Below are 25,069 nucleotides of genomic sequence, written 5' to 3' on the forward strand. Positions count from 1 at the left end.
CCTCCGTCGCGCTCGCCGTCCCCGTCAGGGCGCGGGCACCACCACGAGGCCGGGGGCGTCGGCGACGAAGGTGTCGAGGACGCCGTCGGCGACCCGGACCGGGCCCTGCGGGCGGGTCGTCCCCGGGATCGTCTCGATCGCGGCGGCCCGGGCCGCCAGCGCCTCGGCCTGCGCGAAGCGGTCGGCCGCGCGGGCGTCACCGCGCAGCGCGAGCTGCAGCCCCTGCGTCGTGCGCTGCAGCGACCGGCCCCAGAGCGCCGTCGCGTCGAGCCACGGCCGCGACTGCTCGGCGAAGCGCGGGTCCACGACGCCGTCGCGGATCTGCTGCGGTGCGGCGGCGAGGTCCCCGGCGACGCCGGCGAGGTCGGCGAGGGCGGCACGGGCCTCGGCCCGCGAGCCGGAGGCGAGGGCGTCGCGGACGTCGGAGAGCTCCTCGTCGAGCCGCGGGGCCTGCGCCTGCCAGGGGATGTCGCCGAAGGTGGGCGCGAGGTGCTGGGTGTCGAAGAAGCGCAGCAGCGCCTCCGTCGTCGCGGTGTCGCCACCGGCGAGGTGGCGCGCCGCGCCGTGCCACGCCTCGGTGGCGTCGTAGTCGCGGTCGTTCCAGGCGAACGACGCCCCGCCGAGGAGGGCGACCTCGCTCGGCGAGCTCTGGTTCATGGGGTTGAGCACGATCCCCGCCAGCTGCTCCGAGAGCCCCGCCTGGCGGCGGTCGTAGGGCGCGAGGAGCAGCCGGCCCTCGGTCTGCCCGAAGTCGTTGACCGGGTAGTTGTCCCAGAGGAAGGTCGGGCGCCCGAAGACGTCGGCCGCGCGCTCGGCGTCGGCCACCCCGATCTGCGGCGGCACGACGTCGGTGCCCGTCCACTGGACGACGACGCGCGGGTCGAGCAGCGTCCGCAGCCGCTCCTTGTAGGGCGAGTCGACGTTGTTGTAGTACTCGGTCGGCACCATCTGCAGCGGCTGCGTGCCCTCCAGCCCGTCGAGGTGCTCCTGCACCGCGTTGAGCAGCTCGGCCTGCACCGTGCCGGCCACCGCCTCGCCCGGGTCGCCGTAGGCGGCCTGGTCCTCGGCGCAGTTCCACTCGGTGTAGCTGATGTCGTCGAGGGCGACGTAGAAGCTCCGGGCGCCGACCGCGTGGACGCTGTCGAGCTTGGCCACGAGGGCCTCGAGGTCGCCCGGGTCGGAGTAGCAGATCGAGTTGCCCGGCGAGAGCGCGTAGGTGAGCCGCACGTGGTTGTCGTCCGCGGCCGCGACGAGCTCGCCGAGCAGGACCAGGTCGTCGGCCGGGTGCGGCTCGCGCCACTCCTCCCGCAGGTACGGGTCGTCCTTCGGCGAGTAGATGTACGTGTTGGCCTTGACGTCACCGAGGAAGTCGAGGTGGTCCAGGCGCTCGCCGTGCGTCCACGGGGCCCCGTAGAAGCCCTCGATGCTGCCCCGCAGCGGCATGGACGGGAAGTCGCGCACCTCCACCGAGGCCACGGAGCCCCTCGACACGAGCTGCCGCAGCGTCTGCGCGGCGTAGAAGGTGCCGTCGGCGTCGTCGCCGGCGAGGACGACGAGCCCGGCGCCGTCGCGGGTGCCGCTGACGAGCGCGTAGCCCTCGGCGCGGGTCTCCTCGGGCACCTCCCCGCCGGCGGCGGCGAGGGCCTCCGCGACGGTCGGGTCGGCGGCGGGCCCGACGACGACGGTCGTCCCGCCCGCGGCGGGCGCGGCGCCGACCGGCTCGACGGCGACCCGCCGGGCGCCCGCCGCCTCCAGGGCGGCGGTGACGACGGCGACCGTGGCGTCGTCGACGCCCTCGGCGACGAGGACCCGCGCCTGCGGGCCGACCCGCACGGGCGTGCCCGTCAGCGAGATGTCCTGCGGGACGGGGTGGACCGAGGGGAGCGTCGGCAGCGCGGGGCCGGTGGCGGCGAGCGGGGCGGCGTCGGGCGCCGGCTCGGCGCCCGAGGCGGGCGCGAGCGTGACGGCCAGCGCGAGGGCCGCGGGGACGGCGACGAGGGCGCGGGACGGTCGGTGGGCCATGAGGACCTCCAGGGGGACGGCGGTGTCCTGCTCGTCCCTGGACCATAGGACTACGCCGACGGAACCGGGACGGACGGTGACGCACCGGGGCGATCAGCCCCCGGGCGGCCTCGACGGCGTCCGGCCTGCCCGGCCCGTTGTGCCACCATGACGACGTGCCCGGTGGCGACGGACGGCTGACCCACGACCTCATGCCCGGCGAGAAGGGCCCGCAGGACGCCTGCGGGGTCTTCGGCGTCTGGGCCCCCGACGAGGACGTCGCACGGCTGACGTACTTCGGCCTCTACGCGCTGCAGCACCGCGGCCAGGAGTCGGCGGGGATCGCCGTCAGCACCGGCTCGCAGCTGCTCGTCTACAAGGACATGGGCCTCGTCTCCCAGGTCTTCGACGAGCCGGCGCTCCGGGCCCTCCAGGGCACCCTGGCCATCGGCCACACGCGCTACTCGACGACGGGGGCGAGCCGCTGGGAGAACGCCCAGCCCACGCTCGGGGCCACGGCCTCCGGCACCGTCGCGCTCGGCCACAACGGCAACCTCACGAACAGCCACGCGCTGCGCGAGATGGTCGCCGAGATGTCCGGGGAGCAGCACGAGTCCGCCACGAGCGGCGAGCTCGCGCGGGGCAACACGACGGACACCGCCCTGGTCACCGCCCTGCTCGCGGGCCGCCCGGACCGCACGCTCGAGGCCACGGCCCTGGAGGTGCTGCCCCTGCTCGAGGGCGCCTTCAGCCTCGTCTTCATGGACGAGCGCACCCTCTACGCCGCGCGCGACCGCCACGGCATCCGCCCGCTCGTGCTGGGACGGCTCGAGCGCGGCTGGGTGGTCGCCAGCGAGACGGCGGCGCTCGACATCGTCGGCGCCAGCTACGTGCGCGAGGTCGAGCCGGGCGAGCTCGTCGCCGTCGACGCCGAGGGCCTTCGCAGCGTGCGCTTCGCCGAGGCCTCGCCGAAGGGCTGCGTCTTCGAGTACGTCTACCTGGCCCGCCCGGACACGACGATCTCCGGCCGCGTCGTCCACGCGGCGCGGGTCGAGATGGGCCGCCGGCTCGCCGCCGAGCACCCCGTCGAGGCCGACCTCGTCATCCCCACCCCGGAGTCGGGGACCCCGGCCGCCATCGGGTACGCCGAGGCGTCGGGCATCCCCTACGGCCAGGGGCTCGTCAAGAACAGCTACGTCGGGCGCACCTTCATCCAGCCGGACCAGACCATCCGTCAGCTGGGCATCAGGCTCAAGCTCAACCCGCTCCGCGAGGTCATCCGCGGCAAGCGGCTCGTCGTCGTCGACGACTCCGTCGTCCGCGGCAACACGCAGCGCGCGCTGGTCCGGATGCTCCGCGAGGCGGGCGCCGCGGAGGTGCACGTGCGCATCTCGTCCCCGCCGGTGACGTGGCCCTGCTTCTACGGCATCGACTTCGCCAGCCGCGCCGAGCTCATCGCCGCCGGCCTGGGCGTCGAGGAGATCCGCCGCAGCATCGGCGCGGACTCGCTCGGCTACATCTCGCAGGAGGCGATGGTCGAGGCGACCGAGCAGCCCGCCGACCGCCTCTGCAGCGCCTGCTTCACGGGGGAGTACCCCGTGCCGCTGCCGGACGCCCACCGGATCGGCAAGCACCAGCTCGAGCTCGGCCTCACGGAGCTGCGGCGCGACGCCGTGGCCGGGGCCGCGGCGGCCGTCGCCAGCGGCGGCGTGAAGGACCCCAGCGGCGCCGGCGTCGGGCAGGACCGGTGACCGGCGCGGGCGTCCCCGGCGGGGGCACCACCTACGCCGACGCCGGGGTCGACGTCGAGGCGGGCGACCGGGCGGTCGCGCTCATGAAGGAGGCCGTGGCCCGCACGCACGGCCCCGAGGTGCTCGGCGGTCTCGGCGGCTTCGCGGGCGTCTTCGACGCGTCGGCCCTGCTGGGCATGCGTCGGCCGCTGCTGACGACCTCGACCGACGGCGTCGGCACGAAGATCGCCGTGGCCCGGGCCATGGACGTCCACGACACGATCGGTGTCGACCTCGTGGCGATGGTCGTCGACGACCTCGTCGTGAGCGGCGCGCGGCCCCTCTTCATGACCGACTACATCGCCTGCGGCCGCGTCGTGCCCGAGCGTGTGGCGGACGTCGTCCGCGGCATCGCCCGGGGCTGCGCCGAGACTGGCACCGCGCTCGTCGGCGGCGAGACCGCGGAGCACCCCGGCCTCATGGCCCCGGACGAGTACGACGTCGCCGGCGCGGCGACGGGCGTCGTCGAGGCCGACGACGTCCTCGGCGCCCACCGGGTCGCGGCCGGGGACGTCGTCCTCGGCCTGGCGGCGTCCGGCCTCCACAGCAACGGCTACTCGCTCGTGCGCCGTGTCGTCGCGGACGCCGGCTGGGCGCTCGACCGTCACGTCGACGAGCTGGGGCGGACCCTCGGCGAGGAGCTGCTGGAGCCCACCCGGCTCTACACCCGGCCGTGCCTCGACCTCGCGGGCCGGCTCGGCGCCGACCTCCACGCGTTGAGCCACGTCACCGGCGGCGGGCTGGCGGCCAACCTCGCGCGGGTGCTGCCCGTCGGGCTGCAGGCCGTCGTCGACCGGGCGACGTGGACGCCGCCCGCCGTCGTGCAGCTCGTCGGCCGGCTCGGCGGGGTGCCGCGCGCCGACCTCGAGCGCACGCTCAACCTCGGTGTCGGCATGGTCGCCGTCGTGGCCCCCGACGTCGCCGACGAGGCGGTCCGCCTGCTCGCGGCGGCCGACCTGCCGACGTGGGTGCTCGGACGGGTCGCCGACGACGACGGCCTGCGCGACGAGAGCACGACCGCCGGGGCGAAGGGCGTGGACGGCGGGAGCGTGCGGACCACGGGGGAGCACCCCGCCGCCTGACCACCGGGTGGGCACCGCCGACCTGCCGGCACGACGCGCAGCAGCACGTCGGCCGTCCTGCCGGGGCAGGGGGCCGACGTGCTGTGCGGGTGGGGCCGGTGGCCCCGGCCGACGCCGGTCAGCCGGAGCCGGTGGCCCAACGGCTGTAGCCGTCGTCCTCCGCGTCGTCGTCGGGGCGCTCACGCTCCGGGGACTCGTACGACGCGCCGGGGTGCCCGAGCTCGCGCTCGAGGGACTTGTAGTCCGTCTCCGGGCTGTAGTACTTGAGCTGGCGAGCGACCTTGGTCTGCTTCGCCTTCTGACGGCCGCGCCCCATGGCGTCGACCCCCTCTGAACGTCGTGCCGGGCAGGCCGGCGAGCGGCGGTCCCGGGGCGTGGTCATCTCTGCGTGCCCTCAACGCTACAGCCTGGCCCGGGCATCCGGCACACCCGTCCGGCCGGACGGTCACGGGGGGCCGGCGACGGATCCCCTCACCCGTCCGGGTCGGCGCTGCGCCGACGGGGTGAGAACGGGACGACCCGGGCGGCGCGACGGGCCGTCGGGCTGCACACTGGGATGACGCACGGTGACCGGGCGGGAGCACTTCTGCGACAGATGGAGCAGAAGGGGGACCGGCCGGTCACGCTGGGTGCCCGTGACGCCGCAGGGCGACGAAATCACAGGACCTAGTCATTACGGACTATGGCGACTCCCAGGGAGGAGCGCCACACTCGCTGCACCAGCCGCCCACGGGGGGCACCAGCCCGGCGACGGGACGGCTTTTCAGACCTGGAGGACGCCATGACCGCTCGGACCGACGAGGTCGAGACCCTGCTCACGCCCGCCGAGGTGGCGGCGCTCTTCCGGGTGGACCCGAAGACCGTCACCCGCTGGGCGAAGGCGGGCAAGCTCTCCTCCATCCGCACCCTCGGCGGCCACCGCCGCTACCGCGAGGCCGAGGTCCGCTCGCTCCTCGCGGGCGTGCTGCCGCAGCAGCGCTCCGCCGACGCCTGACGCCGGCACCGACCCTCGACGGCCGGGGCGACGACCACTCTCCGTGGTCGTCGCCCCGGCCGTCCGCGTACCGGGGTGCGCCGCCTCCCGGGGCGCCGGGGCCCGGCCGGGCCGCGGACTACGATCGGGCCCGCGCACGGCGGGATCCGCCCACCGCTGCGCGGACCCGCGAGGAGGAGCCGTGCCGTCCGGCGAGATCGAGGACACGGCGGGCGCCCCGGCGCCCGCGCCGCGCGACGGCGACGGCCCGGTGGGCGTCGTGCACCCGGTCGTCCGCGACGGCGACCCCGTCCTGCACCGTCCGTGCGCGCCCGTCACCGTCTTCGACGACGCGCTCCGCCAGCTGGAGGCCGACATGGTCGCCAGCATGTACGCGGCGGACGGGGTCGGGCTGGCCGCCAACCAGATCGGCGTCGACGCCCGCATCTTCGTCATGGACTGCCCGGACGCCCGCGGCAACCGCGTCGTCGCGACGGTCGTCAACCCCGTCCTCAAGCTGCCCCTCCTCGCGCGGCGCGTGACCGAGGACGAGGGCTGCCTCTCCGTCCCGGGGGAGACGGCGCCGGTCGAGCGGGCGGCCACGGCCGTCGTCACGGGCGTCGACGTCTTCGGCGAGCCGGTCCGCGTCTCCACGGACGGGGTCGCGGCGGTCTGCCTGCAGCACGAGACCGACCACCTCGACGGCACGCTCTACGTCGACCGGCTCGACGCCCCGACGCGCGCCGCCGTCCTCACCGCCGCGGGGCTCGCCCCCCGCTGACCCCCGCGCCGCCCCCGGCCGGCGCCCCGGCGCCGGGACGGGCGGCGGATGCGCCAGGATGGGGACGGTCGGCGGTGGCGTGACGCACGTCACGTGCCGCGGGCCGCCCGGACCCCCCGGCCGAGACGACCCGCAGGAGGCGCCATGGCGCGCAGCGACGCCGACATCGACTTCGAGGTGCAGACGCTCGGGCCCCGCACGGTCCCGTCCCCCCTCGCCCCGCTCCTCGAGGCCCGGCGGACGAGCCACCACGCCGTCGAGGAGGGCGACCGCATCCTCTTCGACGACACGCTGTCGTCGTCCGAGCGCCGCGGGGACTCCCCGCAGCTCAGCCTCGAGGCCGCCGGCCCGCGGCGGAAGCTCTTCTTCGACCCCTCGAAGGTGCGCGTCGGCATCGTCACGTGCGGAGGGCTCTGCCCCGGCATCAACAACGTCATCCGCGGCCTCGTCTCGGAGCTGACGACGCACTACGGCGTCCGCCGGATCCACGGCTTCCGCAACGGGTACCAGGGCTTCGTGCCCGAGTACGGCCACGACGTCGTGGACCTGTCCGTCGAGTCCGTCGACGGCATCGCGGCGCTGGGCGGCACCATCCTCGGCAGCTCGCGCGGTCAGCAGGACATCGGCCAGATCGTCGACTGCCTCGAGCGGATGGGCATCAACATCCTCTTCGTCATCGGCGGCGACGGGTCGATGAAGGGCGCGCAGCGCATCTCGGCGGAGATCTCCCGCCGCGACCGCGCCATCGGCGTCGTCGGCGTCCCCAAGACGATCGACAACGACATCCCCTTCCTCGACCAGAGCTTCGGCTTCCAGACCGCCTTCTCGGAGGCCACGCGCTCCATCCGCAGCGCCAAGGTCGAGGCCCGGTCCGCGCCCGGCGGCGTCAGCGTCGTGAAGCTCATGGGGCGCCACAGCGGCTTCATCGCCTGCTACGCGGCGCTGGCGCAGAACGACGCCGACTTCGTGCTCATCCCCGAGGTCCCGTTCCACCTCGACGGGCCGGGCGGCTTCCTGGAGCACCTCCGCGAGCGGGTCGCCACGCAGGGCCACGCCCTCGTCGTGGCCGCCGAGGGGGCCGGCCAGGAGCTGTTCACCGAGGCCGACGCCGAGGGCGGCCTCGTCGACGCGTCGGGCAACAAGCGTCTGCAGGACGTGGGACGGCTGCTGCGGCAGCGCATCTCGGAGGACTTCTCCTCCCGCGGCCTCGAGCTGAACCTCCGCTACATCGACCCGAGCTACGTCATCCGCAGCGTGCCCGCCAACCCCTACGACTCCGTCTACTGCACGCGGCTGGCGCACGCCGCCGTCCACGCGGCGATGGCGGGGCGGACCAACATGGTCGTCGGGCGCTGGCGCCGCCGCTTCGTGCACATCCCGATCCAGCTCGCCGTCAGCACCCGCAACCGGGTGGACCCCAACGGCGACCTGTGGTGGTCGGTCCTCGAGGCCACGGGGCAGCCGGTCAGCTTCGGCGTGGGCGAGGAGAGCATCGAGGTGCCCGCCTTCGGGGGCCAGTGACCGCCCGGGAGCCCGGCGCCGCCCGTCGCGGGGCGGTGCGCGGGAACCGCGGCGGCCCCGGGGGTGTTGTGGTGGCGACGGCACCGGCCGCGGGCGACCCGCCCGTCGGCGCGGGCCACGCGAGAGGAGACCACCGTGGCGCTCAACATCGGCAGGCTCGTGGGGCAGGCGCGGCGCTTCGCGTCGCAGAACCCCGACAAGGTGACCTCGGGCCTCGACCGGCTCGGGGACGTCGTGGACCGGCGGACGGGTGGCAAGCACGCCTCGCAGATCGCCAAGGCGAAGGACGCGGCCTCGAAGGCCCTCGGCGGCTCGACGGGCCGTCGGCCGGAGGACGGCACCGACGGCCCGGTGGGGCGTCGGCCGCACCGCTGACGCCCGACCCGTCACGCCGCCCGGGGCGGGCGGCGTGACGGGTCACGTCCTCGTCCTCGGGGGCACCACGGAGGCGCGCGCGCTGGCCGTGGAGGTCGGTGACCTCCCCGACGTCCGGCTCACGACGTCGCTGCCCTCGACGCGCGCCGTGCCGGCCGACCTGCCGGGCGAGGTGCACCACGGCGGCTTCGGCGGACCGGACGGCCTCGCGGCCTTCCTGCGCGCCGAGGGGGTCCGCGTCGTCGTCGACGCGACGTCGCCCTTCGCCGCCCGGATCACCGAGACCGCCCTGCTGGCGTGCGCCGACGTCGGGGTGCCGCTGCTCGTGCTCGAGCGGCCGTCCTGGGTGGCGAGCTCGGGCGACGACTGGCGCCCGGTGCCCGACCTGGCCGCGGCGGCCGCCGCGCTCGCGGCCGGGCCGTGGGAGCGCGCCCTCGTGGCCGCGGGCGCGCGCGAGCTCGGGCCGCTGGCCCGCCTCGAGCGCCCCCGTCTCCTCCTGCGCGTCACCCGTCTGCCCGAGCCGCCGCTGCCCCGGGGCTGCGAGGTGCTGCTGCGCTCGTCGTCGGCCGGCGACGTCGACGTCGAGCGGCGCGTGCTCGTGGAGCGCGGGGTGGGCGTCGTCGTGACGACCGACAGCGGCGGTCCCGGGGCCGCCGCCGTCCTCGTCGCCGCGCGCGAGGTGGGGCTGCCGGTGCTGCTCGTGCAGCGACCGCTCGTGCTCGTGCCGGGCGGCGAGGAGCCCGAGCGCGTGGCCTCGCCCGCCGAGGCCGTCGAGCGGCTGCTCGCGCTGCTGGGCCCGGCTCAGAGGTCGGAGTAGCGCCGTGCCCCCGGGGCTCCCGGGGGCAGGTGGCGCCGGACGACGCGGGAGGCGTCGCGGGCGCCGCGCAGGACCACGCGCAACGCCTTGCGGCGGCGCGAGACGAGCACGGTGACGGGCGGGGCGGCGGGCGAGCCGTCGGGCCGCCGGCCGTGGGCGGCGTCGACCTCGGCGAGGGCGGCGAGGTAGGCGTCGACGTCGCCGCCGAGGTCCGGGTGCAGCTCCCGCGCGACGCGTCGGCGGGCGGCGCGCCAGGAGGCGTCGTCGTCGGGGGTCACGGGCCCAGTCTGCCGCTCCGCCGCCCGGCGCGTCGTGCCGGCCCGGGCTCCTGCCGACGGCCCCCGGGGACCGCGGCAGGACGCCCCCGCCGGTGCGGAGGTGTCACGAGCCGGTCACGGGGATGTCAAGAAGGGGTCAAGGTGTGCCATCATCCCGCCGACACCACATCCAAAGCCCCCGCCACGAGGCGGGGCAGCCGCGCGGACGCCGAGCCCTGCCGCCGCGCGCGCACCCGTGTGAGAAGGACGAGGACGGCAGGGGCGGAGGCACCAGCACGGCGGGCCGGGAGACCGGTCCTCGGGGTGAAGCCACACGACGTGTGGCCGGGCAGCTTCGGAGCCCGAACCCGACAGGTACACCCCCCGTAGGCGGTACCCGGAGACACACCCCTCATGCGTACTTCCGTCGCGCCCAGCCCTGCTCGCGCCGTCCTCCTGCTCGTCGCCGCCCTCGCCCTCGCGCTGGGCCTGGCGACCGCCCCGGCGCCCTCGGCGTCGGCCGCCACCACCGGCCAGACGGCCCTCAAGGCCGCCTCCACCCGCGCCGGCATGCCGTACGTGTACGGCGCCGCCGGCCCCACGAAGTTCGACTGCTCGGGCCTCACGCAGTGGTCCTTCAAGCAGGCCGGCAAGTCGCTGCCCCGCACCGCCGCCCAGCAGCGCGCGTCGATGAAGAAGATCTCCGGCAAGGCCCTGGCCCCGGGCGACCTCGTCTTCTTCCACAACTCCTCCGGCGGCGTCTACCACGTCGGCATCTACGCCGGCAGCTGGCAGATCTGGGACGCCCCCAAGCCGGGCAAGAACGTCAGCAAGCGCGCCATCTGGGCCAAGAGCGGCGTCACCTTCGGCCGCGCCTGACCCCTCCGCACGGCCGACGGCCGATCACCCTCCGGGGTGGTCGGCCGTCGTCGTCCCGGCGTCGTGACCCACGGCCGCGCTGGGGAGCGGCGGCGCCGCCGCAGGGGCGGGACGACGAAGGGCCGGTCACCGCGAGGTGACCGGCCCTTCGTCGTGCGTGGAGGTGGCCAGAGGCGGGGTCGAACCGCCGACCTTCCGATTTTCAGTCGGATGCTCTACCAGCTGAGCTATCTGGCCTCCGCAGCGCCCGCGCCCGAGAGGTGCGACGGACGTGCGGCACTGCTGGCGACCCCGACGGGACTCGAACCCGCGACCTCCGCCGTGACAGGGCGGCGCGCTAACCAACTGCGCTACGGGGCCTCGTGTGGTGCGACGAAGCCGTGGTGCTGTGGAACCGGTGGTACGTGCCCCCAACGGGATTCGAACCCGTGCTGCCGCTGTGAAAGAGCGGTGTCCTGGGCCGCTAGACGATGAGGGCGCCCCCGGAGGGCCGGACCACGCCCGGCGGACCCGGGGCGTCCGCGGGCGGCGGGCCGCTCGTGGACAGCAGGAAGCATAGGGGCTGCACCCGGTCATCTCCAAAGCGGGCCCCCGGTGACGCCGGTGGCAGGCTCGGGACCGTGCTGGAGATGAGCGACGAGGAGTTCGAGGGTGCGGTCGCGGACGGCCTCGACACCATCCCGCCGGAGCTCGCCGCGGCGATGCGCAACGTCGTCGTGCTCGTCGCGGACGAGCCCACGGAGGAGCAGCTGGCGTCGGTGCGGGAGCCGGGCGCCCCTGAGGCCGAGGGCGTCGGCGACGGGGACGACGACGGCGGGACCCTGCTCGGTCTCTACGAGGGCACGCCGCTCACCGAGCGGGACGGCTGGTGGGACGCCGGCTCGCTGCCGGACCGCATCACGCTCTTCAAGGGACCGCTGCTGCGGATGTGCGAGGACGCCGACGAGCTCGCGGAGGAGGTGGCCGTGACCGTCGTCCACGAGGTGGCGCACCACTTCGGGATCGACGACGACCGGCTCCACGAGCTCGGCTGGGGCTGACCGACGGCGGCCGCCCGGGCTCAGGCGGCTGTCGCCCCGGTGGCCCGACGCCGCCCCTCGGCGGGCTGCGGACGACGGCCCCTCGGCGCCCGCAGGTCCGAGACCGGCTCGTCGTGCAGGAGCGCGAGGACGGCGGCCTCGATCCGCCCGTGGGTGGCGGGCTCGCCGACCTCGACGTCGTCGCCCAGGAGGGCGAGGGCGTTCTCGACCGTGACGCCGTCCTCGAAGAGGTCGACGACCCGCGGGTCGACGTAGCTGGCCCGCGCGACGGTCGGCGTGTTGCCGAGGTACATCGAGACCTCCTGCATGGCGCGGGAGATCGCGCGCTTGCGGGCGGTCGCGGAGCCGGCGGCCTGCGTCGAGACCGCCAGCGCGACGGCGGCCAGCACCGTGGCGTGCCACGTGCGGAAGTCCTTGGCGGACACCTCGCCCCCGACGACGTCCTTGACGTAGGCGTTGATGTCGGTGCTGGACACGTCGTGCCAGCCGTCGGCGTCCTTCCAGGCGAGGAGGTCGTCGGTGCCCGGCCCGCGCCGCCGCTTGAGCGTGAGGACGGCGTCGACGACGGCCGCGTCGGCCACCGCGACGTGGCGGTCCTTGCCGGACTTGGCGACGTAGTCGAAGGCGATCGTGTCGCCCTCGACGCTGACGTGCTGCTTCTCGATCGTCGCGAGCCCGTAGCTGCCGTTCGCCTCGGTGTAGCTCTCCCCGCCGACGCGGAAGAAGCCGAGGTCGAGCAGCCGGAAGGCGGTGGCGAGCGCCCGCTCCCGCGGCATGCCCGGGAGGCCGAGGTGCTCGGCCACGGTCTCCCGTGCCGCGGGCAGCCGCTCCGCCACCTCGAGGACCCGGTCGTGCTTGCGCTTGTCCCGCTCCGCCCGCCACTGGTCGTGGTACCGGTACTGGCGCCGCCCCGCGACGTCGGTCCCCACCACCTGGATGTGCCCGTTGGCCCACGGGCAGATCCAGACGTCCGTCCACGCCGGCGGGATGACGAGCTCCTCGCACCGCCGCCGGTCCTCCTTCGAGATCGGCTCCCCGAGCGCGTCGAGGTACCGGAACCCCTTCCCGTGCTTGCGACGGGTCCACCCCGGGTCGTTGGGGGACGACGTGCGCAGCCTCGGCATGCCCCGATCGTCCGGCGGGGGCCCCGCCCCCGCGACCCGGCGCCGCCGACGACGCCGGACGGCACGAGGGCCGAGAGCCGGAGCGACGGGGCAGCGGGTGGAGCAGAAGGGGACCCGCGCGCAGAGCGGGAGGGGGCGGGCACGCGTCAGGCACGTCAGGCCGGCGCCCCGCCCTCCACGGGCAGCACCTCCGCGCGCCGAGGCAGTGCCAGAGCGTGCCCGGCCCCTCCCGCGGACCCGACCGCAGGCCGGCGCGCACGACCGACGCCCGGCGCAGCGCCCCGACGCAGCCGACGACCGAGGCGGTACCCCGGGCACCGAGGTGACCGGATGCTGGACCCGTAGTGAGTCGGTCGGAATGGTGCTTACGCTGGTCGGCGTTGTGCCGCCCGACCTCGAGCACCACCCCCGCGCCCGCCCGGAGGACCCATGACCGCCCCCACCGCGTCAGCCCGTCCGGCCCGCGCCGCGCGTCCGCAGGGCCAGTGGGCCGTCGACGGCACGGAGCCCCTCAACCACAACGAGGTCTTCAAGCAGCAGGACATGGCCCTCAACGTGCGCGAGCGCGTCGAGACGGTCTACGCGAAGGAGGGCTTCGCGAGCATCGACCCCGACGACCTGCGCGGTCGGCTGCGGTGGTGGGGGCTGTACACGCAGCGCAAGCCGGGGATCGACGGCGGCCGCACCGCCCAGCTGGAGCCGCACGAGCTCGAGGACGAGTTCTTCATGATGCGGGTGCGCATCGACGGCGGGGCGCTGACGACGGAGCAGCTGCGCGTCGTCGCGGACATCTCCGTGGAGTTCGCGCGGGGCACGGCGGACATCAGCGACCGGCAGAACATCCAGATGCACTGGGTGCGGATCGAGGACGTGCCGGAGATCTGGCGGCGTCTCGAGGCGGTCGGGCTGTGGACGACGGAGGCGTGCGGCGACTGCCCGCGCGTCGTCCTCGGCTCCCCGGTGGCCGGCGTCTCGGCCGAGGAGCTGCTGGACCCGACGCCGCAGATCGAGGAGATCCAGCGGCGCTTCATCGGGGACCCGGCGCTGGCCAACCTGCCGCGCAAGTTCAAGTCGGCGATCACGGGCCACCCGAGCCAGGACGTCGTGCACGAGATCAACGACGTGTCCTTCCTCGCCGTCGAGCACCCGGAGCTCGGCCTCGGCTACGACGTCTTCGTCGGCGGCGGCCTCTCGACGAGCGCGCGCCTCGCGTCGCGGATCGGTGCCTTCGTCCGGCCGGAGGAGGTGCCCGACGTCTGGCACGGCGTCGTGCAGGTCTTCCGCGACTACGGGTACCGGCGGCTGCGCAACAAGGCGCGGCTGAAGTACCTGCTCGCGGACTGGGGGCCGGAGAAGTTCCGCCAGGTCCTCGAGGACGAGTACCTCCACCGGAGCCTGCCGGACGGCCCGCCGCCGCCCGCGCCCGTGGGGAGCGCCGACCACGTCGGCGTCCACGCGCAGAAGGACGGCCGTCGCTACGTCGGCGTCGCCCCGTCGGTCGGTCGGGTCAGCGGCGAGGTGCTGCGGGGGGTGGCCGACGTCGCCGAGGCGCACGGCAGCCGCCGGGTGCGGCTCACGCCGCACCAGAAGCTCGTCGTCCTCGACGTGCCGGCCGACGAGGCCGAGGACGTCGTGGCCGAGCTCGGCGCGCTCGGCCTCGAGGCCCGGCCGTCGCTGTTCCGCCGGACGACGATGGCGTGCACCGGCATCGAGTTCTGCAAGCTCGCCATCGTCGACACGAAGGACACGGCCACGCGCGCCGCGGCCGAGCTGGACGTGCGGCTGGCCGAGGTGCAGCAGCGGCTGCCCGCGCCGGTGCGCCTGCACGTCAACGGCTGCGCCAACTCCTGCGCCCGCGTCCAGACGGCCGACATCGGCCTGAAGGGCCAGCTCGTCATGGGCGCCGACGGCGAGCAGGTCCCCGGCTTCCAGGTGCACCTCGGCGGCGGCCTCGCGTCGGCCGACCGCGAGGAGCCGGGCCTGGGGCGGACCGTGCGCGGGCTCAAGGTCACGGCCGACGACCTCGTCGAGTACGTGGAGCGCGTCGTCACCCGGTACGCGGACTCCCGCGACGGCGACGAGACCTTCGCCACGTGGGCCCACCGGGTCGAGGAGGACGTGCTGCGATGACCGCCGTGGAGCACGTCCACCCCGGGCTGGCCGCGGGCGTCGCGGCGGCCGGCCTCGGCGTGCCGCGGGTGCGGCCGCCCGGGGCGACGCCGCGGCCCGTGCCGTCGGACCGCCTGGCCCGCACCGAGCAGCCGCGGGCCGACGTCCCCCGGCGGCGCACCCGCTCCGAGGCGGAGCTGCGCGAGCTCGCCGCCGAGGGGCAGCGCCGGTTCGGCGACGCCGAGGGCGTCGAGGGCGCCCTGGCGGTCCTGCGCTGGGTCTCCGAGGAGCTGGGCGACGGCGTCGCCGTGGCCTCGTCCATGGCCAACGCCGTCCTCCCGCACCTCGCGGCGCGGGCGCGGCCCGGCGTCGACGTGCTCTTCCTCGAGACCGGCTACCACTTCCCGGAGACGCTGCGGACGCGCGACGACGTCCGCGCGTCGATGGACGTCACCGTCGTGGACGTCACGGCCCCGCTGACGGTCGCCGAGCAGGACGCCCGCTACGGCGCGCGCCTGCACGACCGCGACCCGGGGCTGTGCTGCGCGATGCGCAAGGTCGAGCCGCTGCGGGCGCAGCTCGCCGGCTACGACGCGTGGGTGACGGGCGTGCGCCGCGAGGAGACGTCGACCCGCACGGGCGCGCCGGTCGTGTCCTTCGACGAGAAGCACGGGCTCGTCAAGGTCAACCCCATCGCCGGCTGGAGCTGGGACGACCTCGTCGGCTACGCCGAGGAGCACGGCGTCCTGCTGAACCCGCTCCTGCTGGACGGGTTCCCGTCGATCGGCTGCGCTCCCTGCACGGCACGGGTGGCACCGGGCGCCGACCCGCGCTCCGGGCGCTGGGCCGGGCTCGGCAAGACCGAGTGCGGCATCCACACCTGAGGCGTCCCGCGGGCGGCCGGGGCCTGGGAGGCTCCCGGTCGTGACCGACCTCCTCCCGCTGCACCTGCGGCTCGACGGGCGGCGCGTCGTCGTCGTCGGGGGCGGCGCGGTGGCGGCGCGGTCCGTCGAGGGCCTGCTCGCCGCCGGCGGCGACGTCCACGTCGTGGCGCCCGCGGCCGGGCCGGCCGTCGCGGCCCTCGCCGCCGCGGGCCGGGTCCGGTGGGACCCCCGCGGCTACGCCGACGGCGACCTGGACGGCGCGTGGCTGGTGGTCACGGCCACGGGCGTGCCCGCCGTGGACGCGGCGGTCTCCGCCGGGGCCGATCGCCGTCGGCTCTGGTGCCTCGACCGCGGCGACGCCGCCCGCGCCACCGCGTGGACGCCCGCCGTGGCGCGCGTGGACGACGTCGTCGTCTCCGTCGGCGCGGGCGGGGACCCGCGCCGCGCCGGTCGTCTCGCCCGCGGCGTCGCGGCCGCGCTGGAGCGGGGCGACCTGCCGCTGCGGCGCTCGCGCCCGCGGGCGGCGGGGCGGGTGGCGCTCGTCGGCGGGGGCCCGGGCGACGTCGGGCTGCTGACGCTCCGCGGGCGCCGGCTGCTCGCGGAGGCGGACGTCGTCGTCGTCGACCGCCTCGGGCCGCGCGGCGTCCTCGAGGACCTCGACGAGGACGTGCTCGTCGTCGACGTCGGCAAGACGTCCGGCAACCACCCGGTGCCGCAGGAGCGGATCAACGAGCTCCTCGTCGAGCACGGCCTCGCGGGGCGGCTCGTCGTCCGCCTCAAGGGCGGCGACCCCTACGTGCTCGGGCGCGGCGGCGAGGAGCTGGCCGCCTGCCGCGCCGCGGGGCTCGACGTCGAGGTGGTGCCGGGCGTGACCTCGGCCGTCTCGGTCCCGGCGGCGGCCGGGATCCCCGTCACCCACCGCGGGGTGGCGCGCGGGGTCACCGTCCTCACGGGGCACGAGGACCTCGCGGCCACGCCGGCGGCGCTGGCCGGCGTCCCGCTCGAGCAGCACACCGTCGTCCTCCTCATGGGCGTCAGCGCCCTGCGGGCCTCCGCCGCGGCCCTCGTCGCCGCCGGCCGCTCGCCGGCCACGCCGGTCGCGGTCGTCGAGGACGGGTACGGGCCCCGTCAGCGCGCGACCTTCGGCACCCTCGCCGACGTCGCGGACGTGGCGGCCGCCGCCGGGGTGCGGCCGCCGGCCGTCGTCGTCGTCGGGGACGTCGTGCGGCTGGCCCCGGGGTGGCCCGGCGCGCGCCCCGGCGCGGTGCCGGGGGAGGGCCGCGGGGCCTAGCGTCGTCGCCATGGTCGACGACGCCGCCACCGCGCCCCCTCCCGCCGCCGGCCCCGTCCGCGACGAGACGGTGACGACCCACCACGTCCTCGCCACGGCGGACGGCGAGCTGCGCTACACCGCGCGGGCGGGACGCGTCGTGCTCCACGAGGACCACGTCGAGGACGGCGTGTGGAAGGGCCGCCGACCGAGGGCCCACGTCGGCCTGACCGCGTACACGCTGGACGGCGCGGACCCGACGACGAGGCCGGTGACCTTCGCCTTCAACGGCGGTCCCGGCTCCTCGAGCGTGTGGCTGCACCTGGGGCTCCTGGGGCCGCGCCGCGTCGTCACGGGCGACGTCGGCGCGCTCGAGCCGCCGCCCGGGCGCCTCGTCGACAACCCCGAGTCGCTCCTCGCGGTGAGCGACCTCGTCTTCGTCGACCCCGTCTCGACCGGGCGGAGCCGGGTCGTCGAGGGGGAGCGGCCCGGGGACTTCCACGGGTTCACGGCCGACGTCGAGTCCGTCGGCGAGGTGGTCCGCCAGTGGGTGAGCGCGGAGGGGCGGTGGCTGTCGCCCAAGCTGCTCGCCGGCGAGTCCTACGGGACCACGCGGGCCGCCGCCCTCGCGGAGCACCTGCAGGGCGCCGGCCTGTACCTCTCGGGCCTCGTGCTCGTCTCCGCGGTCCTCAACTTCGGCGTGCTGCAGGCGACGCCGGGCGACGACCGCGCCTACCCGCGGTACCTGCCCTTCTACGCGGCCACGGCGCACCGGCACGGCCGGCACCCCGGCCGCTCGCTGGAGGAGGTCGTCGCCGAGGCGGAGGCCTACGCGGAGCAGGAGTACCCGGCCGTCCTGGCCCGGGGCGCCCGGCTCGCGCCGGCCGAGCGGGCGACGGCCGTCGCGACGGTGGCCCGCCTGTCCGGCCTGTCGGAGGCCTACGTGGAGCGGTCGGACCTCCGGGTGGAGCACCTGCGCTACTTCGCCGAGCTCCTGCGCGACGAGGGGCTCGTCGTCGGGCGGCTGGACTCGCGCTTCACCGGTCCGGCCGGCCGCGGGACGGCGGAGGAGGTCGACGTCGACCCGTCCCTCGACGCCGTGCTCGGCGCCTACGCCGCGGCCTCGCAGCACCTGCTGCGGGCCGAGCTGGGCGTCGAGGACACCGGGCCCTTCCACGTCTTCGGCCCGGGCGTCAACGAGGCGTGGAGCTACAAGGAGTTCGAGAACGCCTCGGTGAGCGTCCTCGACCGGCTGTCACGGGCGATGCGGCAGAACCCCCACCTCAAGGTGCACGTGTCCCTCGGCCGCTACGACGGCGCGACGACCGTGGCGAGCGCCGAGGACGACCTGGCGCACCTCGCCGTCCCCGCGGAGCGGCACGCCGACGTCGAGCGCCGGTACTACGAGGCCGGGCACATGATGTACGTCCACGAGCCGAGCCGGCTCCGGCAGAGCGCCGACCTCGCCGACTTCGTCCGCCGGGCGACCGCCCGCCGAGACGGGCCGCGCCCCGGCGGCGCGGGTCAGTCCTCGTAGGCCGGGGCGTCCGCGCGCCAGTAGCCGCAGAAGTAGACGTCGTCCTTGCCGAGGCCGACGTGGCGGACGAGGTGGCGCCGCACCGACGTGGCCATCGACGCCTCGCCCGCCACCCAGGCGTACAGCCCGTCCGCGTCCAGGGCGGTGGAGCGCACCCGCTCGAGCAGCGAGGCCGCGCCCTCCGCGTGCCACGACGTCCGCACCCCGTCACGGACGGGGATCTCCGGGACGTCCTCGGCCGTGGGGCACTCGGCGAGCACCGTCGCGGTGACGCCCTCGGGCAGCCCGGCGACGATGCCCGCCGCCGCGGGGACGGCCGTGGCGTCGGCGACGACGAGCACGTGGCGCGTCCCCTCCGGGGGCAGGAAGCCCGCGTCCTGGACGATGACGCCGCAGCGCGAGCCGACGGCGGCCCGTCGGGCCCAGCGGCTGGCCGGCCCCGCGTCGCCGTGCAGGACGACGTCGACGTCGAGCTCGCCGAGCGACGGGCGCGCCGCGCGGACGGTGTAGTTGCGCAGCACCGGACGGGTCGCGACCGGCATCTCCTGCATCTCCGGCCACCACCGCTCCGTGGTGGGCAGGACCGGCGCGTCCTGGTCGGGCCGCGGCAGGAGGAGGCGGAAGAACTGGTCGTCCCCGAGCGACGGCATGTCGACGAGGCCCTCGCCGGCGAGGGTCAGCCGCAGCACGGACGGCGTCACGGTGCGCACGGCGGTCACGCCGACGGGGACGGCGACCGCGGCCAGGCGCTCGCGCACGACGCGCTTGCGGACGGGCGCGGTGGCGGGCGTGGCGGTGGTGCGGTCGGTCGTGGTGGTCACTGCCGCTCCTCGGCTGGGGTGCTCCTCCACCAGGGACGCCGGGCGTCGCAGTTGGTGAGGCTTGCCTTTCCTACGGTACGTGCCGCAGCGGCCGCTGTCACACCCTCCCCGCCGCCGGGGGACGTCGACCCTCACGCCGGCCGCAGCAGCCGCCCGTCGGCGGTGCCGCGGGCGGTGCCGGTGGCGACGACGGCCCAGGCGGCGAGGAGGAGCGCGAAGAGCGCGAGCGCCAGAGCCTCGACGGCCACGGCGCCGGTCGCCGCGGCCAGGCCGCTCGCGCCCGTCACGCAGGTGCCGACGGGGAAGGTGAAGCTCCACCAGGTGAGCGAGAAGCGGAGGCCCCGCCGGGCGGCGTGCGCCACGAGGAGGGCGGCGAGGGCGAGCAGCAGCCCGCCGAAGCCCGTCATCGCCGCGCCGTAGCCGACGGCCAGCACCGCCGTCACCTCCGCCGCGGCGGACCCCGCCCCCAGCGTGCTCGCCGTGGCCCCGGCGAGCAGGTGCGCGGCCGTGACGGACTGCCCGACGACGCCGAGCGTGATGACGACGGTGGGGGCGGCCTGGACGGGCAGCGGGCCGGCGCCGAGGAGGCGGCCGTGGACGAGCGTCGCCGTCATGAGCCCGGCGACGAGGGAGAGGCCGAAGAGGGCCACGAGCACGAGCAGCAGCGTGAGACGTGCCTGCCCCGCCGGCAGGTGCGGCACGAGCAGGGCGCCCGTGGACGCCGAGACCATCGGGGGGACGACGGGCATCATCCAGGCGGGCAGCGCCCCGCCGCCCGGGGCGAGGCCCGCGCCGACGGCGGTGCGGAAGGGGACGACGACCGCCGTCGCGACCCCGAGGAGCGTGCCGAGCGACCACAGCACCGCGAAGGCCACGAGCGCGGGTCCCGCGCCGACGACCTGCTGCCCCACGAGGTGGGTACCGGCGCCGACCGTCAGCAGCGCCATCGCCGGGGCGCCGTAGAAGGTGGCCATGACGGGGTGCCGGGCGTGCGCCAGCGCCGTCTCGCGGTGCAGCCGCCAGTGCAGCGCCGTGGCGACGGCCAGGACGACGAGCAGCATCGCGGCGAGCGCCCACGCCCCGAGCGCGACGACGCCGAGCGCGGGGGCGAGGGCGGCGGGGACGGGCAGCGAGGACGCCGCGACGGCGACGACGCCGGTCCCCATGACGGACGCGAACCAGTTGGGCGTCACGTGCGCGACGAGCTCACGGCCCCGCGGCCGCCCGTCCGTGCCCGCACGGGTGGCCGCGGCGGCGCTCGCCGCGGTCCCCGTGGCACGGCCGGGGGCGGGCGGGCGGGAGCCGGAGGAACGCATGGCTCGAGCGTGCGCCGCCGGCGGTGGGGCCGGTAGGCCCCTCGTCGACGTGGACCCACAGCGTCCGCTTGTGGCTCGTGGCACGCTGCCCGCGTGGTGCTGAGCGAGCGCGTCCCGGACCTCCGGTCCCTGCAGCTCCTGCTGGCCGTCCGCGACAGGGGCTCCCTCGGCGCCGCCGGCGCCGCCTGCGGCACGACGCAGCAGGCCGCCTCCGCCCGGCTGCGCGCCGTCGAGGCCCAGGTGGGCGTCCGTCTGGTCGTCCGCGGCGCGCGGGGCTCGCACCTCACCCCGGCCGGCGAGCTCCTCGCGCACTGGGCGGACGCCGTCCTGGCCGCCGCGACGTCGCTCGACGCGGCCGTCGCGGCGCTGCGGGCGGACGCGGCGACGCACCTGCGCCTCGCGGCGTCGCTCACGGTCGCCGAGCACCTGGTCCCGCGGTGGCTGGCGGCGCTGGCGGGACGGGCGCGGGCGGAGGGGCTCGCTCCGCCGGAGGTGTCGCTCCGGACGGCCAACAGCGACGACGTCGAGGCCCTCGTCCGCGCCGGGGAGGTGGAGCTCGGCTTCGTCGAGGGCCCGCGGGCGCCGGCGGGCCTGCCGGGGACGGTGGTCGGCACGGACGAGCTGGTCGTCGTCGTGGCGCCCGACCACCCGTGGGCCCGACGCCGCGGCCCGCTCGCGGCCGCCGAGCTGGCCGCGACGGCGCTCGTGGCCCGCGAGGCGGGCTCCGGCACGCGCTCGGCCCTCGAGGAGGCGCTCGCCGGGGCCGTGCCGGGCGTGGTGCCGGCGCCGCCGGCGCTCGCTGTGGCCAGCGCGGCGGCGGTGCGGGCCTCCGTCGTCGCGGGCGTGGCGCCGGGGGCGCTGAGCAGCCTCGCGGTGGCCGACGACCTGGCCCTCGGGCGCCTCGTCGCCGTGCCGGTGCGCGGCGTGGACCTCCGTCGCCGGCTGCGGGCCGTCTGGGCCGGCGGGTCGACGCCGCCGGCCGGGCCCGCCCGCACGCTGCTCGCGCTCGCCGCCGCCGAGGCGGCCGCCCGTCCCCGTCCGTAGGGTGAGGACGACGACGCACCGTCACGGCGCGTCCCTCTCCCACCCCGCCCCGGAGGTCACCGTGCAGCAGCGCCCCACCCGCAGCGCCCGGACGGTCGGCGTCCTCGCCGCCGTCGTCCTCGCCGGCGGCCTCGCGGCCTGCGGCTCCGACGGCACCGGGACCGGCGAGGCCGGGACGGCCGTGACGACCGCGCCGCCGTCGACGCCGGCGCAGAGCGGCGAGCCCGGGACGGCGGAGCCGACGTCGGGGGCCTCCGAGGGGTCGGCGACCCGTCTCACCGCCGTGCTGGGGGAGCCCGACGACCCCGACGCGTTCGTCATCGGCCTCGTCGACGCCGACGGCGAGGAGGTCACCGAGCTGCCGGCCGGCGACTACGTCATCGAGGTCAGCGACCAGACGGACCTCCACAACTGGCACCTCACGGGTCCGGGCGGGGTGGACGAGTCGACCGACGTGACCGGCACCGAGGACACGACCTTCGAGGTGACGCTCGAGCCGGGCACGTACGAGTACGTCTGCGACCCGCACCCGAACATGACCGGGACCTTCGACGTCGTCTGACCCCGGCCGCCCCGGTCCCGCGGCGACGGCGGTGGGCGGGGAGACGCCCGTCCACCGGCGCCCGGCCGTCCTGCTCGGCGTCCTCGTCGCGGGGGCGGCGGGCACGGGCCTGCGCCTGGCGGCCGCCGTGGCGCTGCCGCACCCGCCCGTGGGGTGGCCGCTCGGCACGCTCCTCGTCAACCTCGTCGGGTCGGCCTGCCTCGGCGCCCTCCTGGCCGGGCTGCTCCGCCGCGGCCCGGACGAGGGTGCCCGGCGGGTCGTGCGCGTCGTCGTCGGCGCCGGCCTGCTCGGCGGCTTCACGACGACGAGCGCGCTGGCGCTGGAGACGGCGGCGCTCCTCGGGCGCGGGCAGACGGCCACGGCGCTCGGGTACGCGCTCGTGTCCCTCGTCGGGGGGCTGGCCCTGGCCGCCGCCGGGGGCGCGGCCGCGACGCGCCTCGTCCCGGCCGGGGGCGGCCGGTGAGCGGGCTCACGGCCGGCGCCGTGGTGCTCGTCTGCCTCGCCGGGGGCGTGGGCGCCGTCGTGCGGGTGGTCGTCGACGGCGAGATCCGGGCCCGGACCGGCCGCGCGCTCGGCACGGGGGTGGTCAACGTCGTCGGCTCCCTCGTCATCGGCCTCGCCACCGGGCTGCTGCCCGGACCCGGCGGGTCCGCCCTGCTGGTCGTCGTCGCCACCGGCTTCTGCGGGGGGCTCACGACCTTCGGGACGGCGGTCGTCGAGGTGCTGCGGCTGGCCGGGGCCCGTCGACCACGGGCGGCCCTCGCCGCCGCCGCGGTCACCGTGGGGCTGAGCACCGCGGCCGCCGGGGCGGGGCTGGCCCTCGGGCGTGCCCTCGGCTGAGTCCGGGGCGCGGACGCCGACGTCCGCACCCTGAGACGTCGGCGACCGGGGGTGGTCGGCCGGGCGCCGTGTCGCCTACCGTCCCCGCCAGGTCAAGAGCGCCAGCGCGAAGCCCCGGCTCGCTGGCCGGCAACCCTCCACCGCGAGTGGGGTGCCCCGGGTGAGGACCAGGCCGCGCCGGCCCCGGCGCGGCAAGCGCGGACCCCCGGGTCCGGTGGACCGAGGAGACCTCTGTGACCGCTGCCACCCACCTGCAGCTCGTGCCCCGCCCGACGGACCCGGCCTCCCGGGCGTCCCGGGCCGTGCGCCGGCGCCGGGCGTCCGCCGCCGCCCGCTCGACGGCGCCGGGCTCGCAGCCGCTGCTGCCCGTCGTCGGCGGCGACGAGGAGGTGCCGCTCGTGACGGGCGGCACGGCCCGCTACGTCAACCTCGACGTCGCGGCCAGCGCCCCCGCCCTCGCCTGGGTCGCCGAGCACGTGGAGCGGGTGCTACCGCTCTACGCGAGCGTCCACCGGGGCGCGGGCTACGCCTCGCAGGTGAGCACCGCCGTCCTCGAGGGGGCCCGCGGCACCGTCGGCGGCTTCCTGGGCGCACGGGAGGACGACGTCGTCGTCTGGACCCGCAACACCACCGACGCCCTGGCCGTCCTCGCCGGCTGCGTGCCCGACGGCGGGTCCGTGCTGGCGCTCGACCTCGAGCACCACGCCAACCTCCTGCCCTGGCGGACGCAGGCGCACCGGGGGGTGACGGCGCGGGTGGTCGAGGCGGCGCCGGACGTCGAGGGCACGGTGGCGGTGCTCGAGCGGGCGCTCGCGGCGGAGCCCACGTCGCTGCTCGCGGTGACGGGCGCGAGCAACGTCACGGGCGAGGAGCTCCCGCTGGGGCGGCTGGCCGCCCTCGCCCACGCCGCCGGCGCACGACTCGTCGTCGACGCCGCCCAGCTGGCCCCGCACCGGCCCGTGGACGTGGCCGGCGACGACGTCGACTGGGTGGCCGTGTCCGGCCACAAGCTCTACGCGCCCTTCGGGGCCGGCGCCCTCGTGGGACGCCGGGACTGGCTGGACGCCGGGACGCCGCACCTAGCGGGCGGCGGCGCCGTCGAGGAGGTCGGCTCCGACGACGTGCGCTGGGCCGCGGCGCCCGCCCGCCACGAGGGCGGGACGCCGAACGTCCTGGGCGTCGCCGCGCTGGCCGCGGCCTGCGAGGCGCTGGGGGCGCTCGGGGAGGGAGCGCTCGAGGCGCACGAGGCGGCGCTGCGCGAGCGGCTCGTCGACGGCCTCGCGCAGGTGCCGGGCGTCCGGGTCGTGCGGACGCTCGACGGCGCGGCCTCCGCCATCGGCGTCGTCACCTTCACGGTGGAGGGCCTCGCCCCGGGGCTCGTCGCCGCCGTCCTCTCGGCGGAGCACGGGGTGGGGGTGCGGGACGGCCGTTTCTGCGCGCACCCCCTGCTGGCCCGTCTGGGTCTCCCGGCAGGAGCGGTGCGGGCCAGCGTGGGGGTCGGCTCCCGGGCCGCCGACGTGGACCGGCTGCTCGACGGCCTCCGCCGGCTCGTCGCCGAGGGGCCGGCCGTCGCCTACACGACGGTCGACGGCCGGTGGGCGCCCGTGGAGGACACCCGGGAGTGGCCGTCGTGGGGGGACCCCACGGCCCGGCCGGCCGCGGCGCGCCCCTGCGGCGGCTGAGGTCCGACCCCGACGGCGGACCCCGCGGGGGGAGGGGCCGGGACCACCCGTGATCCGCACGGGCGGGGCGCCGACCCCGGGTTTGCACTCCGGGCGGCCGTCACCTACTGTCCTTCCTCGGCGCACGACAGGGAGGAACGGACACCGCGAGGTGGTCGGTCCCCATCGAGTGCCACTCCCGAGCTCGACCACCTGAGGCTCCTTCGTCGGAGCGGATGGCTCGTGCCCGGGGGCTCCGGCCAGAAGGACTGCGGAAGAAGCAGTCACGAGGCTGGGGTAACGTACGGAGCACGAACTGCCTCCCGGACAGGGTCGGCCTCATGGGGCCGGGTTCCGCGGTGCAGGTCCGTTCCTTGAGAACTCA

At 76.8% G+C, this 25,069-nt stretch carries 24 protein-coding genes, 3 tRNA genes and 1 riboswitch; of the genes, 18 read left to right on the top strand and 9 right to left on the bottom strand.

Translation table 11 applies throughout. The features are described from left to right. Nucleotides 1–24 precede the first annotated feature (24 nt). Nucleotides 25–2,022, bottom strand: coding sequence for a glycoside hydrolase family 84 protein (locus EDC03_RS14145; RefSeq protein WP_123380883.1), 1,998 nt, complete (start codon nucleotides 2,020–2,022; stop codon nucleotides 25–27). Between the two features lie 155 nt (nucleotides 2,023–2,177). Here EDC03_RS14145 and purF point away from each other — a divergent pair, with 155 nt between their 5' ends. Both purF and purM read left to right on the top strand, forming a co-directional pair. Then, nucleotides 2,178–3,752 (top strand): amidophosphoribosyltransferase, encoded by a 1,575-nt coding sequence (gene purF / locus EDC03_RS14150; RefSeq protein WP_123380884.1) that lies wholly within the window; start codon nucleotides 2,178–2,180, stop codon nucleotides 3,750–3,752. Further along, nucleotides 3,749–4,873: a phosphoribosylformylglycinamidine cyclo-ligase gene (gene purM, locus EDC03_RS14155; RefSeq protein ID WP_123380885.1), complete on the top strand. Its 1,125-nt coding sequence runs from the start codon at nucleotides 3,749–3,751 to the stop codon at nucleotides 4,871–4,873. Before purF ends, purM begins: the two co-directional genes overlap by 4 nt. Before the next feature lie 118 nt (nucleotides 4,874–4,991). On the opposite strand, the gene EDC03_RS14160 is transcribed toward purM, so the two are convergent. Next, on the bottom strand, nucleotides 4,992–5,255 hold the full coding sequence (locus EDC03_RS14160; RefSeq protein WP_241967200.1) for a DUF3073 domain-containing protein: 264 nt from the start codon (nucleotides 5,253–5,255) through the stop codon (nucleotides 4,992–4,994). A gap of 399 nt (nucleotides 5,256–5,654) precedes the next feature. Between EDC03_RS14160 and bldC the strand changes: the two genes are divergently transcribed. The 5 genes from bldC to EDC03_RS14185 all read left to right on the top strand — a co-directional run bounded on the left by bldC (nucleotide 5,655) and on the right by EDC03_RS14185 (nucleotide 9,340). Beyond that, the gene (bldC, locus tag EDC03_RS14165; RefSeq protein WP_123380887.1) at nucleotides 5,655–5,867 is read left to right on the top strand and encodes a developmental transcriptional regulator BldC; all 213 of its coding nucleotides are present in this window, start codon (nucleotides 5,655–5,657) and stop codon (nucleotides 5,865–5,867) included. Nucleotides 5,868–6,117: 250 nt separating this feature from the next. Next, on the top strand, nucleotides 6,118–6,627 hold the full coding sequence (gene def, locus EDC03_RS14170; protein ID WP_123380939.1) for a peptide deformylase: 510 nt from the start codon (nucleotides 6,118–6,120) through the stop codon (nucleotides 6,625–6,627). A gap of 144 nt (nucleotides 6,628–6,771) precedes the next feature. After that, the gene (locus EDC03_RS14175; RefSeq protein ID WP_123380888.1) at nucleotides 6,772–8,148 is read left to right on the top strand and encodes an ATP-dependent 6-phosphofructokinase; all 1,377 of its coding nucleotides are present in this window, start codon (nucleotides 6,772–6,774) and stop codon (nucleotides 8,146–8,148) included. Nucleotides 8,149–8,283: 135 nt separating this feature from the next. Continuing rightward, nucleotides 8,284–8,523 carry an antitoxin gene (locus EDC03_RS14180; protein WP_123380889.1) on the top strand — a complete coding sequence of 80 codons (240 nt, stop codon included), beginning with the start codon at nucleotides 8,284–8,286 and terminating at the stop codon, nucleotides 8,521–8,523. 34 nt (nucleotides 8,524–8,557) lie between these two features. Beyond that, nucleotides 8,558–9,340, top strand: coding sequence for a precorrin-6A/cobalt-precorrin-6A reductase (locus tag EDC03_RS14185; protein WP_158674316.1), 783 nt, complete (start codon nucleotides 8,558–8,560; stop codon nucleotides 9,338–9,340). On the opposite strand, the gene EDC03_RS14190 is transcribed toward EDC03_RS14185, so the two are convergent. Beyond that, nucleotides 9,325–9,618, bottom strand: a complete 294-nt coding sequence (locus EDC03_RS14190) for a hypothetical protein (protein ID WP_123380891.1) — start codon at nucleotides 9,616–9,618, stop codon at nucleotides 9,325–9,327. The two genes, EDC03_RS14185 and EDC03_RS14190, sit on opposite strands and share 16 nt — an antisense overlap. A gap of 393 nt (nucleotides 9,619–10,011) precedes the next feature. Between EDC03_RS14190 and EDC03_RS14195 the strand changes: the two genes are divergently transcribed. Next, entirely contained in the window at nucleotides 10,012–10,476 is a 465-nt protein-coding gene (locus EDC03_RS14195) for a C40 family peptidase (protein ID WP_123380892.1), read from the top strand. A 164-nt stretch (nucleotides 10,477–10,640) separates the two neighbouring features. Here EDC03_RS14195 and EDC03_RS14200 read toward each other — a convergent pair. The 3 genes from EDC03_RS14200 to EDC03_RS14210 all read right to left on the bottom strand — a co-directional run bounded on the left by EDC03_RS14200 (nucleotide 10,641) and on the right by EDC03_RS14210 (nucleotide 10,954). Beyond that, nucleotides 10,641–10,713, bottom strand: a tRNA-Phe gene (locus tag EDC03_RS14200). A gap of 46 nt (nucleotides 10,714–10,759) precedes the next feature. Continuing rightward, a tRNA-Asp gene (locus EDC03_RS14205) sits at nucleotides 10,760–10,836 on the bottom strand. Nucleotides 10,837–10,881: 45 nt separating this feature from the next. Further along, nucleotides 10,882–10,954 (bottom strand) — tRNA-Glu (locus EDC03_RS14210). A 151-nt stretch (nucleotides 10,955–11,105) separates the two neighbouring features. On the opposite strand from EDC03_RS14210, the gene EDC03_RS14215 reads away from it, so the two are divergent. Beyond that, nucleotides 11,106–11,516, top strand: coding sequence for a metallopeptidase family protein (locus EDC03_RS14215; RefSeq protein ID WP_123380893.1), 411 nt, complete (start codon nucleotides 11,106–11,108; stop codon nucleotides 11,514–11,516). 20 nt (nucleotides 11,517–11,536) lie between these two features. On the opposite strand, the gene EDC03_RS14220 is transcribed toward EDC03_RS14215, so the two are convergent. Beyond that, nucleotides 11,537–12,640, bottom strand: a complete 1,104-nt coding sequence (locus EDC03_RS14220; RefSeq protein WP_123380894.1) for a DNA topoisomerase IB — start codon at nucleotides 12,638–12,640, stop codon at nucleotides 11,537–11,539. Between the two features lie 429 nt (nucleotides 12,641–13,069). Here EDC03_RS14220 and EDC03_RS14225 point away from each other — a divergent pair, with 429 nt between their 5' ends. The 4 genes from EDC03_RS14225 to EDC03_RS14240 are packed head-to-tail and all read left to right on the top strand — an operon-like array spanning nucleotide 13,070 to nucleotide 18,440. Beyond that, on the top strand, nucleotides 13,070–14,770 hold the full coding sequence (locus tag EDC03_RS14225; RefSeq protein WP_123380895.1) for a nitrite/sulfite reductase: 1,701 nt from the start codon (nucleotides 13,070–13,072) through the stop codon (nucleotides 14,768–14,770). Beyond that, entirely contained in the window at nucleotides 14,767–15,633 is an 867-nt protein-coding gene (locus tag EDC03_RS14230) for a phosphoadenylyl-sulfate reductase (protein WP_123380896.1), read from the top strand. Before EDC03_RS14225 ends, EDC03_RS14230 begins: the two co-directional genes overlap by 4 nt. Nucleotides 15,634–15,673: 40 nt before the next feature. Further along, nucleotides 15,674–16,924 carry a uroporphyrinogen-III C-methyltransferase gene (gene cobA / locus EDC03_RS14235; RefSeq protein WP_123380897.1) on the top strand — a complete coding sequence of 417 codons (1,251 nt, stop codon included), beginning with the start codon at nucleotides 15,674–15,676 and terminating at the stop codon, nucleotides 16,922–16,924. A gap of 10 nt (nucleotides 16,925–16,934) precedes the next feature. Then, nucleotides 16,935–18,440 (top strand): S10 family peptidase, encoded by a 1,506-nt coding sequence (locus EDC03_RS14240; protein WP_123380898.1) that lies wholly within the window; start codon nucleotides 16,935–16,937, stop codon nucleotides 18,438–18,440. Here EDC03_RS14240 and EDC03_RS14245 read toward each other — a convergent pair. Together EDC03_RS14245 and EDC03_RS14250 are read right to left on the bottom strand one after the other, a co-directional pair. Beyond that, nucleotides 18,428–19,261 (bottom strand): siderophore-interacting protein, encoded by an 834-nt coding sequence (locus EDC03_RS14245; RefSeq protein ID WP_158674317.1) that lies wholly within the window; start codon nucleotides 19,259–19,261, stop codon nucleotides 18,428–18,430. The two genes, EDC03_RS14240 and EDC03_RS14245, sit on opposite strands and share 13 nt — an antisense overlap. Nucleotides 19,262–19,392: 131 nt before the next feature. Next, nucleotides 19,393–20,577 carry an SLAC1 family transporter gene (locus EDC03_RS14250; RefSeq protein ID WP_123380900.1) on the bottom strand — a complete coding sequence of 395 codons (1,185 nt, stop codon included), beginning with the start codon at nucleotides 20,575–20,577 and terminating at the stop codon, nucleotides 19,393–19,395. 93 nt (nucleotides 20,578–20,670) lie between these two features. Between EDC03_RS14250 and EDC03_RS14255 the strand changes: the two genes are divergently transcribed. From EDC03_RS14255 to EDC03_RS14275, 5 genes are all read left to right on the top strand, one after another. Continuing rightward, on the top strand, nucleotides 20,671–21,621 hold the full coding sequence (locus tag EDC03_RS14255) for a LysR family transcriptional regulator (RefSeq protein WP_123380901.1): 951 nt from the start codon (nucleotides 20,671–20,673) through the stop codon (nucleotides 21,619–21,621). 61 nt (nucleotides 21,622–21,682) lie between these two features. Beyond that, nucleotides 21,683–22,183 (top strand): plastocyanin/azurin family copper-binding protein, encoded by a 501-nt coding sequence (locus tag EDC03_RS14260; RefSeq protein ID WP_148058099.1) that lies wholly within the window; start codon nucleotides 21,683–21,685, stop codon nucleotides 22,181–22,183. Between the two features lie 31 nt (nucleotides 22,184–22,214). Further along, nucleotides 22,215–22,646 carry a FluC/FEX family fluoride channel gene (locus EDC03_RS14265; RefSeq protein ID WP_123380903.1) on the top strand — a complete coding sequence of 144 codons (432 nt, stop codon included), beginning with the start codon at nucleotides 22,215–22,217 and terminating at the stop codon, nucleotides 22,644–22,646. Further along, complete coding sequence (locus tag EDC03_RS14270) at nucleotides 22,643–23,023, top strand: FluC/FEX family fluoride channel (RefSeq protein ID WP_123380904.1); 381 nt, start codon at nucleotides 22,643–22,645, stop codon at nucleotides 23,021–23,023. The genes EDC03_RS14265 and EDC03_RS14270 overlap by 4 nt, the downstream gene beginning before the upstream one ends. A 90-nt stretch (nucleotides 23,024–23,113) precedes the next feature. Then, nucleotides 23,114–23,227: riboswitch (SAM riboswitch) on the top strand. A gap of 98 nt (nucleotides 23,228–23,325) precedes the next feature. Next, on the top strand, nucleotides 23,326–24,705 hold the full coding sequence (locus tag EDC03_RS14275; protein ID WP_123380940.1) for an aminotransferase class V-fold PLP-dependent enzyme: 1,380 nt from the start codon (nucleotides 23,326–23,328) through the stop codon (nucleotides 24,703–24,705). The last annotated feature ends 364 nt before the right edge of the window (nucleotides 24,706–25,069 follow it).

This window comes from Pseudokineococcus lusitanus, assembly GCF_003751265.1.
Classification (GTDB): domain Bacteria; phylum Actinomycetota; class Actinomycetes; order Actinomycetales; family Quadrisphaeraceae; genus Pseudokineococcus; species Pseudokineococcus lusitanus.